The 12,680-nt window shown below is 65.3% G+C and carries 11 protein-coding genes and 1 tRNA gene; 8 read left to right on the top strand and 4 right to left on the bottom strand.

Annotated features, from left to right (window positions below; all coding sequences use genetic code 11):
* The first annotated feature begins 60 nt into the window (after positions 1-60).
* Entirely contained in the window at positions 61-1,149 is a 1,089-nt protein-coding gene (gene queA / locus ACW17U_RS08830) for a tRNA preQ1(34) S-adenosylmethionine ribosyltransferase-isomerase QueA (protein WP_492055579.1), read from the top strand.
* A gap of 3 nt (positions 1,150-1,152) precedes the next feature.
* Positions 1,153-2,265 carry a tRNA guanosine(34) transglycosylase Tgt gene (gene tgt / locus ACW17U_RS08825; RefSeq protein ID WP_492055578.1) on the top strand — a complete coding sequence of 371 codons (1,113 nt, stop codon included), beginning with the start codon at positions 1,153-1,155 and terminating at the stop codon, positions 2,263-2,265.
* 3 nt (positions 2,266-2,268) lie between these two features.
* On the opposite strand, the gene ACW17U_RS08820 is transcribed toward tgt, so the two are convergent.
* A complete protein-coding gene (locus ACW17U_RS08820) occupies positions 2,269-2,919 on the bottom strand; it encodes a hypothetical protein (protein ID WP_492055577.1) in 651 nt (216 codons plus the stop codon).
* 125 nt (positions 2,920-3,044) lie between these two features.
* Here ACW17U_RS08820 and ACW17U_RS08815 point away from each other — a divergent pair.
* The 5 genes from ACW17U_RS08815 to ACW17U_RS08795 all read left to right on the top strand — a co-directional run bounded on the left by ACW17U_RS08815 (position 3,045) and on the right by ACW17U_RS08795 (position 7,074).
* A tRNA-Lys gene (locus ACW17U_RS08815) sits at positions 3,045-3,119 on the top strand.
* Between the two features lie 124 nt (positions 3,120-3,243).
* Positions 3,244-4,119 (top strand): glycosyltransferase family protein, encoded by an 876-nt coding sequence (locus tag ACW17U_RS08810; protein WP_492055576.1) that lies wholly within the window; start codon positions 3,244-3,246, stop codon positions 4,117-4,119.
* A gap of 201 nt (positions 4,120-4,320) precedes the next feature.
* The gene (gene cysT / locus ACW17U_RS08805) at positions 4,321-5,193 is read left to right on the top strand and encodes a sulfate ABC transporter permease subunit CysT (protein ID WP_062146108.1); all 873 of its coding nucleotides are present in this window, start codon (positions 4,321-4,323) and stop codon (positions 5,191-5,193) included.
* On the top strand, positions 5,193-6,038 hold the full coding sequence (gene cysW / locus ACW17U_RS08800; RefSeq protein WP_492055575.1) for a sulfate ABC transporter permease subunit CysW: 846 nt from the start codon (positions 5,193-5,195) through the stop codon (positions 6,036-6,038). Before cysT ends, cysW begins: the two co-directional genes overlap by 1 nt.
* Positions 6,039-6,054: 16 nt before the next feature.
* Positions 6,055-7,074 carry a sulfate/molybdate ABC transporter ATP-binding protein gene (locus ACW17U_RS08795; protein ID WP_492055574.1) on the top strand — a complete coding sequence of 340 codons (1,020 nt, stop codon included), beginning with the start codon at positions 6,055-6,057 and terminating at the stop codon, positions 7,072-7,074.
* A gap of 1 nt (position 7,075) precedes the next feature.
* On the opposite strand, the gene ACW17U_RS08790 is transcribed toward ACW17U_RS08795, so the two are convergent.
* The 3 genes from ACW17U_RS08790 to ACW17U_RS08780 form a co-directional block, all read right to left on the bottom strand.
* Positions 7,076-8,062 carry a transglutaminase family protein gene (locus tag ACW17U_RS08790; RefSeq protein ID WP_492055573.1) on the bottom strand — a complete coding sequence of 329 codons (987 nt, stop codon included), beginning with the start codon at positions 8,060-8,062 and terminating at the stop codon, positions 7,076-7,078.
* Between the two features lie 74 nt (positions 8,063-8,136).
* Positions 8,137-9,078 carry an alpha-E domain-containing protein gene (locus ACW17U_RS08785; RefSeq protein WP_062146115.1) on the bottom strand — a complete coding sequence of 314 codons (942 nt, stop codon included), beginning with the start codon at positions 9,076-9,078 and terminating at the stop codon, positions 8,137-8,139.
* Positions 9,075-10,589 (bottom strand): circularly permuted type 2 ATP-grasp protein, encoded by a 1,515-nt coding sequence (locus ACW17U_RS08780; RefSeq protein WP_492055572.1) that lies wholly within the window; start codon positions 10,587-10,589, stop codon positions 9,075-9,077. The genes ACW17U_RS08785 and ACW17U_RS08780 overlap by 4 nt, the downstream gene beginning before the upstream one ends.
* A gap of 253 nt (positions 10,590-10,842) precedes the next feature.
* On the opposite strand from ACW17U_RS08780, the gene ACW17U_RS08775 reads away from it, so the two are divergent.
* Positions 10,843-12,624 carry an autotransporter assembly complex protein TamA gene (locus tag ACW17U_RS08775; RefSeq protein ID WP_492055571.1) on the top strand — a complete coding sequence of 594 codons (1,782 nt, stop codon included), beginning with the start codon at positions 10,843-10,845 and terminating at the stop codon, positions 12,622-12,624.
* The last annotated feature ends 56 nt before the right edge of the window (positions 12,625-12,680 follow it).

Below are 12,680 nucleotides of genomic sequence, written 5' to 3'. Positions count from 1 at the left end.
CGCTCGCCTTGCGGCGAGTATCTTGACCTGCAGCTCTCGCCGTGTCCTTGAAACCGCCCCATGCGCCTTTCCGATTTCGACTTCGTCCTGCCTGAGGACAATATCGCCCTGCGTCCGGCCGAGCCGCGCGATTTCGCGCGCCTTCTGGTCGTCCGGCCGGGGGAGGACATCGCCGACCAGATCGTCCGCGACCTGCCTGACATCCTGCGTCCCGGCGACGCCCTGGTCTTCAACGATACACGCGTGATCCCGGCACGGCTGGCCGGTCTGCGCGATGCGCGTACGACCGGCGGTGGCGACGGTGCGCCAGTCCCGGTCGAAGCCACCTTGCACCAGCGCATCGCGCCGGATCGCTGGAAAGCCTTTATGCGCCCGGGCAAGCGCCTGAAGGTCGGCGACCATGTGGCGTTCGGCTCGGACGAGCACCGCCTGGATGCCACCGTGCTGGAAAAGCATGAGGGCGGCGAGGTGCTGCTGGCCTTTGACCTGTCCGGGCCAGAACTTGACGTCGGCATCGCCCGGCACGGCGAAATGCCGCTACCGCCCTATATCGCAGCCAAACGCGCGGAAGATGATCGCGACCGCGCCGACTATCAGACCGTCTATGCGCGCGAGGATGGATCGGTGGCTGCGCCGACCGCCGGCCTGCACTTCACGCCGGACCTACTGGAGCGGCTGAGGGCCAGGGGCGTTTCGCTGCACTTCGTCACCCTGCATGTCGGAGCCGGCACCTTCCTGCCGGTCAAGACCGATGAGGTGTCCGAGCACCGGATGCATGCCGAGTACGGCGAGGTGACGGCCGCGATCGCCGACGCCCTGAACGCCGTTCGCGCCGCCGGCGGCCGGATCGTCTGTGTCGGCACCACAAGCTTGCGGCTTCTGGAAAGCGCGACCGGCGAAGATCGCGTCATCCGGCCGTTTGCCGACGAGACCGCCATCTTCATTACCCCGGGCTATCGCTTCCGCGCTGCCGACGTGCTGATGACCAACTTCCATCTGCCCAAGTCGACCCTGTTCATGCTGGTCAGTGCCTTCGCCGGCCAGACGACCATGCGCGCGGCCTATGAGCGGGCGATCGCGACGGGATATCGCTTCTATTCCTATGGCGACAGTTCGCTGCTGTTTCCCGCCGACCCAGCCGAGACCTAAGTTATGGCCTTCCCCTTCGAGATCTCCGCCACTGATGGCAAGGCGCGTACCGGCGTGCTGAAGACCCCGCGCGGCGACATCCGCACCCCGGCTTTCATGCCTGTGGGCACTGCCGGGACGGTGAAGGCCCTGACTGTCGATCAGGTGAAGGACACCGGCGCCGACATCATCCTGGGTAATACCTATCACCTGATGCTGCGGCCGACGGCCGAGCGGGTGAAGCGCCTGGGCGGGCTGCACAGGTTCATGCGCTGGGACAAGCCGATCCTGACCGACAGCGGCGGCTTCCAGGTGATGAGCCTGTCCGGGATCAGCAAGGTCACCGAAGAGGCCGTGACCTTCGCCAGCCATATCGACGGCTCCAAGCACGTCCTCTCCCCCGAGCGGTCGATGGAGATCCAGGCCGACCTGCTGGGCAGTGACATCGTCATGCAGCTGGATGAGTGCGTCGCCTGGCCGGCCGAGGAGGCGAGGGCGCGCCAGGGCATGGAACTGTCAGCCCGCTGGGGGGCGCGCTCCAAGGCTGCGTTCGGAACCCGCGACAGCCAGGTGTTGTTTGGCATCCAGCAGGGCTCGACCTTCGAAAACCTGCGCCGCGAGTCTTCGCAGCGCCTGCAGGACATCGGCTTTGACGGCTATGCCATCGGTGGTCTGGCCGTGGGCGAGGGCCATGCGGCCATGTGCGAGGTGCTGGACTATGCGCCCGACATGCTGCCCTCCGACAAGCCCCGCTACCTGATGGGCGTCGGCAAGCCGATCGATCTGGTCGAGGCGGTGGCCCGCGGCGTCGACATGTTCGATTGCGTCCTGCCGACCCGGTCGGGCCGCCACGGTCAGGCCTGGACCTGGGACGGGGCGATCAACATCAAGAACGCCCGCTATGCCGAGGATGACACCCCTCTGGATCCGGACAGCGACTGCCCCGCCAGCCGGGACTATTCCAAGGCCTATCTGCGTCACCTGTTCAAGGCCGAAGAGATCCTCGGTCAGGTCCTGCTGTCCTGGCACAATATCGCCTTCTTCCAGGCTCTGACGGCCGCCATGCGCGCGGCCATTACCGAAGGCCGGTTCGAGGCTTTCCGCCAGGACTTTGCCCGGCGACACAACGCGGGCTGAGGCCTAGTTCCGGATCGGAAAGCGCGGCCTCCGGCCCTCGGGCATGGGCGGCATGCCGGGGTCGATGACGGGGGCCACGGTCGGTGGCTTGTGCAGAGGCGTCGCCGGTGGCGGGCAGCCGCGCACCTCACCCAGACCTTTCAGATAGGCCCGGCGGACATTGCCGGAGGTTATGGCGCTCTGCACCAGCCGGTCATGTCGCTCGGCACCGCTGAGCTTGCGGACCCAGCCGCGCATCGGGATCATGTCCTGGGCGGCGCTGGCTACGGCACCGAGGGCTGCCGAGCCCGCCGCCCGACGGCCACGGTCCATCAGATCCTCATTGTCCTCGGGCGGGCGCGCGTCGAGGTCATCGCCCAGGGCCACGTCGAGGGGCGCGATCAGGCTGGACAGGGTTGCACAGCTGTTTTTGGCTGGCTTGGCATAGGGGTCGGCCATGGCATCGATCAGGACGGGCGGGATCTTGGTGCGGATGATGTTGACGTCGCGCAGGGGCGCGCTGACGGCACCGGTCAAACCGTCCTTGTTGGCGTCCGAGGTCGTCTGAATTTTCGAATCAGCAGGAGGGGAAGGGGTCTGTGCAGACTGGCCGAACGCCTGCGAACCGGCCAAAACCAGCGGCATCATGACGAGGGGGACGAGCAAACCACGCATGGACCAAGCCTAACGCGTCAAAAGCGGCGCCGTCATGTCAAACTAGCGACGAAAGCCCGCTTGCGGCTGCGGCGCCCCCCGACTATGTTCCGCGCCGCTTCCACCGGCCTCGCCGCGTCGTGAGCGGGCCGGTAGCTCAGTGGTAGAGCATTCGACTTTTAATCGAATGGTCGTGGGTTCGAACCCCACCCGGCCTACCAATTTTCTACCAGAGCCGTCTTGTGCCCGCTTGCGGGGCCTGGCGTGCGATCCTTTGCCAAGCCCATTGATCTTTGAACGATGGCCTACTGGTCCCGGCGGGCCTGCGCCGGTATGGCTGCGGGCATGTCCAAGGATAAAGACCTCAAAACGTTCGAGCGCGCCTGGTCTCTGCTGGCCAGCGGCCAGTATGCCGAGGGTTTCGCCCTCTGGGAAACGGTACGATTCCGGAGGGGCAGTAGTCCGACCCCAAAACCCAAGCTCTCCTTTCCGGAATGGCATGGGGAGGCCGTGTCGAGCCTGCTGGTCCTGCCCGAACAGGGGCTTGGCGATCAGATCCAGTTTGCGCGGTTCGTGCCGGATCTGGTGGCGCGCGGGATCTCGGTCACCGTCTACACCCATCCAGCCCTGGCGGCCCTGTTCAGCGGGCTCGGCGCAAAGGTCAGGCCGGTGGACGGCAAGGTCTCGATCGAACGACACGACGCCTGGATCATGCTCGGATCCTTGCCTCATCGCCTGGGCCTGACCCTGTCGATGCTGTCGGGTCGACCCTATCTGTCGGCCCCGCCCGGCCGACTCGAGGCCTGGCCCAGCCACATCCGGCATGGCGTCGTGTGGCGCGGCAATCCGCGCCATGCCAACGACATGCATCGATCCCTGACGGCGGACGACGCAGCACCGCTCTTGAAGATGCCCGGGGCGGTGAGTCTTCACCCTGAAGATACCAAGGTCCGTGACATGGCAGACACCGCTGCCATCCTGGACAAGCTGGAGTCCGTGGTGACTGTCGATACCTCGGTGGCGCATCTGGCCGGTGCCATGGGCAAGCGTACCCTGCTGCTGTTGCCGGCATCGCGGCCCGACTGGCGATGGCTGCAGGACCGGTCGGACAGTCCCTGGTACGACAGCATCGAAATCCTGCGTCAGACCCGCCCCGGCGACTGGGGGGAGACCGTTGCGTCCGCCATGGGCTGGCTGCAGGCTGAACCACCGCAAGGCTAGGCGAAGGGTCACTGCCACCTCATGCTGGCTTGCCAGGCGGCGGCCCACCGGTGAGTTTTTCTGGGTGCTTGACGGCGGAATTCTGAATTGACCCCACCGGGCTGGTGGGGATTTAAGCGCCCTGACTTGTCGCCTAAGCACCCGTGTGGATGCCGGGGCGTTTCACAACGGACTTCGCTGGACCAGGACGACGATCAGACCATGACCGCCGAGACCGCCGCCGCGCTCCGTATTGGCCCTGTCGCCAGAAAGCCGCTGTTTCGGCGGCGATCCGCCATACCTGGATTTACCCTGACGCTCGGCGTCACCCTGACAGTGCTGTCGCTGATCGTGCTGATCCCTTTGTCAGCGGTTGCCCTGAAGGCCGCTGAACTCTCGCCCGCACAGTTCGTCGCCGCCGCCTTTTCGGAACGGGCCCTGGCTGCCTACCGCCTGACCTTTGGCGCGGCCTTTGTCGCCGCCGCCATCAACGGCGTCTTCGGTGTGCTGACGGCCTGGGCCCTGGTCCGCTATGACTTTCCGGGCAAGGCCCTGGTCAACGCCCTGGTCGATCTGCCTTTCGCCCTGCCGACGGCGGTGGCCGGCATTGCCCTGGCCACGCTCTATTCGCCCAATGGCTGGGTTGGTGCCTACCTGACCCCGTTGGGGATCAAGGCCGCCTACAACCCTGTCGGCGTGACCATCGCCCTGATCTTCATTGGACTGCCTTTTGTGGTGCGCACCATCGAGCCGGTGTTGCGCGACCTCTCTGACGATGTCGAGGAAGCCGCTGCCAGCCTCGGAGCTGGACGATTGTCGACGATTGCGCGGATTGTCCTGCCGGCGCTGGGCCCGTCCTGGCTGACCGGATTCGCCCTCGCCTTCGCCCGGGGCATTGGCGAATATGGCTCGGTGATCTTCATCGCCGGCAACATGCCCTACAAGTCCGAGATCGCGCCGCTGTTGATCATCATCCAGCTAGAGCAGTTCGAATATGCCAGTGCCGCAGCGATCGCCGTGGTCATGCTGGGCGCGTCATTTCTGATGCTGCTGGTCATCAATGCGGTCCAGGCCTGGGCGAGGAGGTACGTCTGATGGCTGCTCCGCGTCTTTCCACAGAGGATCCCGCCTGGGCCAAGGTGCTGATCATCAGCCTGGTCCTGGCCTTTCTGGGGCTGGTGCTGGTCTTGCCGCTGGTCGCGGTCTTTGCCGAGGCCCTGCGCAAGGGCCTCCAGCCAGCTCTTGAGGCCATTTCCAATCCTGATGCCATTGCGGCCGTGAAGCTCACCCTCCTGACGGCGGCGATTACCGTGCCGTTCAATGTGGTATTCGGACTCTGCGCCGCCTGGGCTGTGGCCAAGCACGAGTTTCCGGGCAAGAGCCTGCTGATCACCCTGATCGACCTGCCGTTCTCGGTCTCGCCGGTCGTGGCCGGCCTGATCTATGTTTTGGTCTTTGGTCTGCAGGGCTGGGTCGGCGACCATTTGGTCGAGAACGACATCAAGATCATCTTCGCGGTGCCGGGCATCGTCCTTGCGACCATCTTCGTGACCTTCCCCTTTGTTGCCCGTGAACTGATCCCGCTGATGCAGGAACAGGGGACCAGTGAAGAGGAAGCTGCGGTCTCGATGGGAGCCTCGGGCCTCTACACCTTCTGGCGTGTGACGGCGCCGAATGTCCGCTGGGGGCTGCTCTACGGCGTCCTGCTTTGCAACGCCCGCGCCATGGGCGAGTTCGGTGCCGTGTCGGTGGTTAGCGGGCATATCCGGGGCCTGACCAACACCATGCCCCTGCATGTCGAGATCCTCTACAACGAGTATGATTTCGTCGGAGCCTTCTCAGTGGCTGCCTTGCTATGCCTGCTGGCGATCCTGACCCTCGTCCTCAAGACCGTGCTTGAAGTCGTCCAGCCCGGCGCAAGCCGGCGCGGCGGCCACTGATCGGAACGCCCGTCCCATGACCATCTCCATCCGTTCCGTCGACAAGAAGTTCGGCCGCTATCCGGCGCTGAACAAGGTCGGGCTCGAGATCGCCGATGGCGAGCTGCTGGCCCTGTTGGGCCCTTCAGGCTCGGGCAAGACGACCCTGCTCAGGGTTATCGCTGGCCTGGAGTTTCCCGATGCCGGCCAGGTGCTGTTCCATGACCAGGACGTCACCTATGCCTCGGCCGCCGCACGCCGCGTGGGCTTCGTGTTCCAGCAATATGCGCTGTTCAAGCACATGACCGTGGCCAAAAACATTGCGTTTGGCCTGGATGTCCGCAAGGGCAAGGACAAGCCGTCCAAGGTTGAGATCACCAAGCGGGTCGATGACCTGCTGCGCCTGGTCGAACTGGAGGGCCTGGGTGGGCGCTATCCTTCCCAGCTCTCAGGCGGACAGCGTCAGCGTGTGGCCCTGTCACGCGCCCTGGCGGTACAGCCGAGCGTCCTACTTCTGGACGAGCCGTTCGGGGCCCTGGACGCCACGGTCCGCAAGTCGCTGCGCAAGGAGCTGCGCCGGGTTCACGATGCCACCGGCGTGACCACCATCTTCGTCACCCACGACCAGGAAGAGGCTCTCGACCTGGCCGACCGCGTGGCGATCCTGAACCAGGGCGTCATCGAGCAGGTCGGAACACCCGCCCAGGTGCATGACGAGCCGGTTTCGCCTTTCGTCTGCGGGTTCGTGGGTGAGGCCAATCGCTTTGAGGGCACGGTTTCCGGCGGGCGCTTCGCTGCGGGAGCCGTGAGCCTTTCCGCCGGGACTGTGGCTGATGGCAAGGCTGTGGCCTTTGTTCGGCCTCATGATCTTAACCTGGCGGCTGACGGCTTTGAGGTTCGCATCAACCGCGTGCACGTCCAAGGTGCCCTGGCCGCCGTCGACGGCGTTACAGTCGATGGCCAGCGGATCGAGGTGACGGTATCCCGCGACCAGGCCGACCTGTTCACCGGCGCGGTCAAGCTTTCCGCCCGGAAAGCGCACGTCTATCCGGCCTGATCTACTGCTGCTGTTGCTGTTGCTGCTGATGCAGGTCCTGCCGGAGTGCGGCGGCTTTGTCGGGGCGGCGGCGCCCGCCGGAGAAGTTTGGCCGGGCCATCCGCAGAAACTCTGGCTCGGCGAGGGCGGCGCGGGCGCGGCGGACGGAAACGCCTACCGCCAGTTCACTGAGGGCGTCGCCCTTATAGACACCGCGTGACGGCGTGACGTCGGCATAGTCGCGCCCCACGGCCACGGCGACGTGGCGTTCACCCGTCATCATGTTGTTAGTCGGATCAAACCCGACCCAGCGCAGGCTGGGCAGGAACACTTCCACCCAAGCATGGGTCGCATCCGGATCGGACCGGTCGCCGGCCTCGCGGTCGGTGAACAGGTAGCCCGACACATAACGGGCCGGGACACCCCAGGAGCGACAGACGGCCAGCATGATGTGGGCAAAGTCCTGACACACCCCACGGCCGGCGCTCAGGGCCAGATCGATCGGGCTGTCGGCGTCGGTCACCCCCGGCTGGTACTCGAAGGCCTGATAGATGGTCTCGGACAGGCGGCGGATCGCGGTCAGGGGATCGCGCCGGCGAAGGTCGTCGAGATTGTGTTCATTGACGAAGGCACTCAAGGCCTCGGTCGATTCCACAAAGCCGTGCAGGCGCAGGAAGTCGAAGCACTCGCCCCGGACAAACTCGCTGCGCAGGCGGTCCCATTCCCCCATGTCCAGGGCATCCGGACGCTCGCCCGGTGCCTCGGTCTCGACCGCAGAACGGGCGACGATGGTCAGGTTGTCGTGCGGTTGTGGCACGTCGAAGTGGTAGACGGCATTGCCGAAGCTGTCGGCATAGGAAAAGACCTGGGCGACCGGGTTGAGGTCCAGCTCGAAGCTGATCAGGCGCTGGCGGGGCGTCTTCTGGGGCTGCATCCACAGCTCCATCAGACTTTCCCGAACCGGGCGCTCATAGTGGTACTGGGTCACATGGCGAATTTCGAGCAGCACTGGGTCAGTCCTTACGGGGTCGCGTTGCGGTCGGTGAAACCGCTGTTGTTTTTGGCGAGCGGACGTGTGTGGTCCTAGGCCGGAAGACGCATCTCAAGGGGATAGGCGACAAAGGTCTCGTAGATCGCTTCGTGGATTCTGGCGCACTCGTTGACGACAGAGGTCAGCAAGGCTCCGGCACCCTGGTTCTCGAGCTCATTGATGTCGGCAAATTGCAGTCGGGCTTTCAGACGCCCGGCAATCCGCTCAGGTCCGGCACCTTCGCTGGCCGATCGCCGCGCGAGAACGCTGAGATTGGCCTCGATCTGCGATGTGGCGAAGCGGATCGAGCGCGGGAAGTCTTCATCGAAGACCAGGAATTCGAGGATGTGGCGCGGTTCGATCTCGGCCGTATAGACCCGCAGATAGGGTTCCAGCGCGCAGGCCATGCGCAGCAGGCTGACCAGGGCGATATGGTCATTGATCTGGCGGCCGGGTGTTTCGGCGAAACAGACCTCCAACAGACGGGACACCAGCTGGGCTCGCTCCAGATACATGCCGAGCATCATGAACCGCCAGCTTTCCCCGTGGCTCATGGTGGTATCGGCGGCCCCCTTGAACAGGTGGAGGTCGGCGATGATGTCCTGGAGAAAGGTGGTTGAGCCTTCGGCGAAATCGCGGCGCGCGTTTTCGTCGGTGACCTTCAGATAGAGCAGGTTCAGCCGTTCCCAGGTCTCGGTCGTGATCTGGTCGCGGACCTGCCGGGCGTTCTCGCGGGCGCGGGCCAGGGAGGACACCACCGAATTGGGATCCGAGCGGTCCAGGGCCAGGGCCTCAGCCGCTTCGAACGAGCCGACGGCGCTGCTCACGTCCGGCTCGCCGACAGCAGAGAGGGCGATCCACACGGCCTGGACGCCAGAATCGGTCTGGTCCAGCGTGGCGTTCAGCATCACGCTGGACAGCCGCGACAGGTGTTCGGCGCGTTCAATATAGCGGCCCAGCCAGTAGAGGCTGTCGGCGACGCGAGCGAGCATCATGGGCGGGCTCCTCCGAGGCCGTTGGCGTGATGGTCCTCGGCCAGGACCCAGGTGTCCTTGGAGCCGCCACCCTGGCTGGAATTGACCACCAGAGAGCCGCGTTTCAGCGCGACACGGGTCAGGGCACCCGGCGTGACGATGGTCTTCTCGCCCGAAAGGATGAAGGGCCGCAGATCAACATGGCGGGGCTCGATACGACCATCCACAAGACAGGGTGCCGTCGACAGCTGGATGGTTGGCTGTGCGATGTAGTTTTCCGGATCGGCCTTGATGGCCAGGGCAAAGTCGTCACGCTCCTTCTGCGAGGCATGCGGTCCCACCAGCATGCCATAGCCGCCGGAGGCCCCGACCGCCTTGACGACCAGCTTGTCCAGGTTGGCCAGAACGAAACTCAGCTGTGCGGGCTCGCGGCACAGATAGGTCTCGATGTTCGGCAGGATGGCGTCCTCGCCGAGATAGTAGCGGATGATTTCGGGGACATAGGCATAGACCGCCTTGTCGTCGGCGACCCCGGTGCCGGGGGCGTTGCAGATGACCACATTGCCGGCGCGATAGGCATTGAACAGGCCTGCAGCACCCAGTGACGAGTTCCGGCGGAAGGTCAGGGGATCGATATAGTCGTCATCGACCCGCCGATAGATCACGTCCACCCGGCGAATGCCGGTGGTCGTGCGCATGTAGACCATGTTGTCGTGGACCACGAGATCGCGGCCCTCGACCAGCGGAACCCCCATCAGGCGGGCAAGATAGGCGTGCTCGTAATAGGCCGAGTTGTAAACACCCGGCGTCAGGACCACGACCTGGGGATTGGGCCGCCATTCGGGGCTCATGCTTTTCAGGGTCGCCAGCAACAGATCGGGATAGCGCTCGACGGGCCGCACGCCGGCAGCCCGATAGGTCCCCGGAAAGGTCCGCTTGGCCGCGTCGCGGTTGGCCAGCATGTAGGACACGCCGGACGGCACCCGCAGATTGTCCTCCAGCACGGCAAACTGTCCGTCCTGGCAGCGGATCAGGTCGCTGCCGCAGACATTGGCATAGGCCTTATGGGGCACGAAGATGTGCTGCATCTCGCGCCGGTAGGAGGGCGCGCCCAGGACCAGTTCGCGCGGCACCACGCCGTCCATGAGGATCTGCTGTTCGCCATAAATGTCGGCCAGGAACAGGTTCAGGGCCAGAAGGCGCTGGGTCAGACCGGCTTCAATCTTGGCCCATTCCTGGGCCGGGATGATGCGGGGGAAGAGGTCGGTCGGAATAATCCGCTCGGTCGTGGTCTCGCCGCCGCCATAGACCGTGAAGGTGATGCCCTGCAGCAGGAAAGACCGCTCCAGGGTCTGCTGCCGCCCCGCGAGTTCTGCCCCGCCCAGCGTGGACATACGCGCATGCAGAGGGTCGTAGTGCGGACGTACAGCGCCACCGGGCGCGAACATCTCGTCATAGGCGACACCAGGCAGGTAGGCCGCCTCGGTCAGGGGAAGGGCTGGTGCTTCCAGGTCTTGAGTTTTCGCCGCCACGCCTTGATCCACGCTGTTTGCCTTGGGCTCCGCCGAGTCTGACGTGCCGTGTCCAACCCTAGAACGTCACGGCGTCTGACGTCGGCGAATTTCGCCGTCGCCGCGCCTTTGCGCATGACTGCCTAACATTTGGGCGCCTTTTGGTCGGTGAGGGAAGGAGCCACCGTCCGGGCCGCTGCATTTCCAACGGTGACAGCGGCGAGGTCGGCGACTACAGGGGAGCGGGGGCGCTCCGCGCGGGGAATACGGCTTGGTGCGTAGACGATTGGCCCTCGGGATCGCGACGGCAGCCTGGCTGCTGGCCGGTGCCGCATGGGCTGACGAGCCTTCGGCCACGATCACCGGGGTAGAAGACAAGACTCTGCGCGACGCGATCCTGCGCGTGCTCTCGACCTCCAAGGCTGCGCCGCAAAGCCGCGCTGAAGCACGTCGTCGTGCCCGCGACGCCGGCGACGACGTCGTCGCCGTGCTTCGGGCTGAGGGCTACTACGCCTATGCCGTCGAACCCGACATCACCGAGGAGGAGGTGCCACGCGGTGTGGTCAAGGTGAACCCGGGGCCGGTCTTTGTTCTCGCCGAACCGAAGATCATCTGGCAGGGGGCCCCACCCGAGGATGGGGTCAACAGAAGCGCGCTTGCGGCTATGCGTCTGACCCCGGGCGACCCTGGCCGCGCGGCCGCCATCCTTGGGGCTGAAGGGCGGGTCATCGCCCAGGTGCAGCAGCTGGGTTATGCCGACGCCGCGGCCGAACCGCGGGAAGTCATTGTCGACCATGCGGACCATACGGTTCGCCCCACCTTCAATATCGTGGCGGGCGAACTGACCCGGCTTGAGGGCGTGGAGGTGGTGACCAAGGGCCGCAGCAATCCGGATTGGGTCGCCCAGTTGGTCCCCTGGCAGGCGGGCGACGTCTATGATCCGGAGCATGTTGCCGAACTGGAGCGCCGCCTCAGGGATACCGCCGTCTATGACTCGGTGTCGGTATCCCTCGCGCCGCGCGACAAGGTCCGGCCAGGCGGGCTCAGGCCGGTGGTGGTCAATCTGACCGATCGTCCTGAACGGACGGTCGAACTGGGCGCGGGTTATTCGACCAGCGAAGGGCCGGGCGTGGATGCCCGCTTGATCCGCTACAACCGCCTGCAGCGGGCGGACACCACCACCTACACGGTCCGGCTGGCCAAGCTGGAAAAACGGGTCGGCGGCGAAGTGGCCCTGCCGCACTGGCGTCGGCCGCAGCAGACCCTGAAGCTGAACGGTGCCGTCTTCAAGGAAACGACGGACGCCTATGACGAAACCGGCGCGACGATCAGCGCGGACCTGACCCGGCGACGCAAGACCACGTCCTATCGAACCCTGGGGGTGGCGCTGGACCTGGCCCAGTCACAACAACTGGTGACCTCAAACGGTGCCGCCGTGCGGGAGACTCTGAACCTGGCGACCCTGACCACCCTGGGTGCCGTGGCCTGGGATCAGTCGGACAATATCCTGGATCCGACCCGGGGGTGGCGTTTTGAGGCCCGAGCCGAACCGACAACCAGCTTTGGCGATACGACCCTGGCCTATCTGAAGGCCCAGGTGCAGGGCGCGGCCTATGTTCCCTTCGGCGCGGACGCCGGCACGGTCCTGGCGGCACGGGTCAAGGTGGGGGCCATATTCGGGGCCCTGGTGTCGGAGATACCAGCGTCGCGTCGGCTGTTCTCTGGCGGGGGCGGCTCCGTGCGGGGCTATGCCTACCAGGCCATTGGTCCACGACTGGCCGACAATACTCCGCAGGGCGGCGTATCCCTGGTCGAGACGTCCTTTGAGGTGCGCCATCGGTTCACCGAGCGCTGGGGCGGCGTTGCCTTTGTGGACGCTGGAGCGATCGGGCCGGAGCGCAAGCCCGACACCGAAGACTTTCGGTTCGGGGCCGGAATCGGCGTTCGCTATGATCTGGGCTTTGGTCCCATCCGGGCGGACATCGCGATCCCTCTGGGCAAGCGCTCGGGTGACCCGGCCTTTCAGATCTACATCAGTATCGGGCAGAGCTTTTGACCGAGGTCCGCCCCCAGAACGCCCCTGAAGAACCGCCCGGCGAGGCTCCGGCCGCT

The sequence above is a fragment of the Caulobacter sp. AVps16 genome (genome assembly GCF_058681455.1).
This window is presented reverse-complemented; position numbering and strand designations above follow the sequence as displayed.

Bases quoted from the DNA above. Each gene is read 5' to 3' on its own strand.
- cysW (WP_492055575.1), top strand. From the start codon at position 5,193: ATGGCTGCTCCGCGTCTTTCCACAGAGGATCCCGCCTGGGCCAAGGTG.
- cysT (WP_062146108.1), top strand. From the start codon at position 4,321: ATGACCGCCGAGACCGCCGCCGCGCTCCGTATTGGCCCTGTCGCCAGA.
- queA (WP_492055579.1), top strand. From the start codon at position 61: ATGCGCCTTTCCGATTTCGACTTCGTCCTGCCTGAGGACAATATCGCC.
- tgt (WP_492055578.1), top strand. From the start codon at position 1,153: ATGGCCTTCCCCTTCGAGATCTCCGCCACTGATGGCAAGGCGCGTACC.
- ACW17U_RS08795 (WP_492055574.1), top strand. From the start codon at position 6,055: ATGACCATCTCCATCCGTTCCGTCGACAAGAAGTTCGGCCGCTATCCG.
- ACW17U_RS08820 (WP_492055577.1), bottom strand. From the start codon at position 2,919: ATGCGTGGTTTGCTCGTCCCCCTCGTCATGATGCCGCTGGTTTTGGCC.
- ACW17U_RS08785 (WP_062146115.1), bottom strand. From the start codon at position 9,078: ATGATGCTCGCTCGCGTCGCCGACAGCCTCTACTGGCTGGGCCGCTAT.
- ACW17U_RS08810 (WP_492055576.1), top strand. From the start codon at position 3,244: ATGTCCAAGGATAAAGACCTCAAAACGTTCGAGCGCGCCTGGTCTCTG.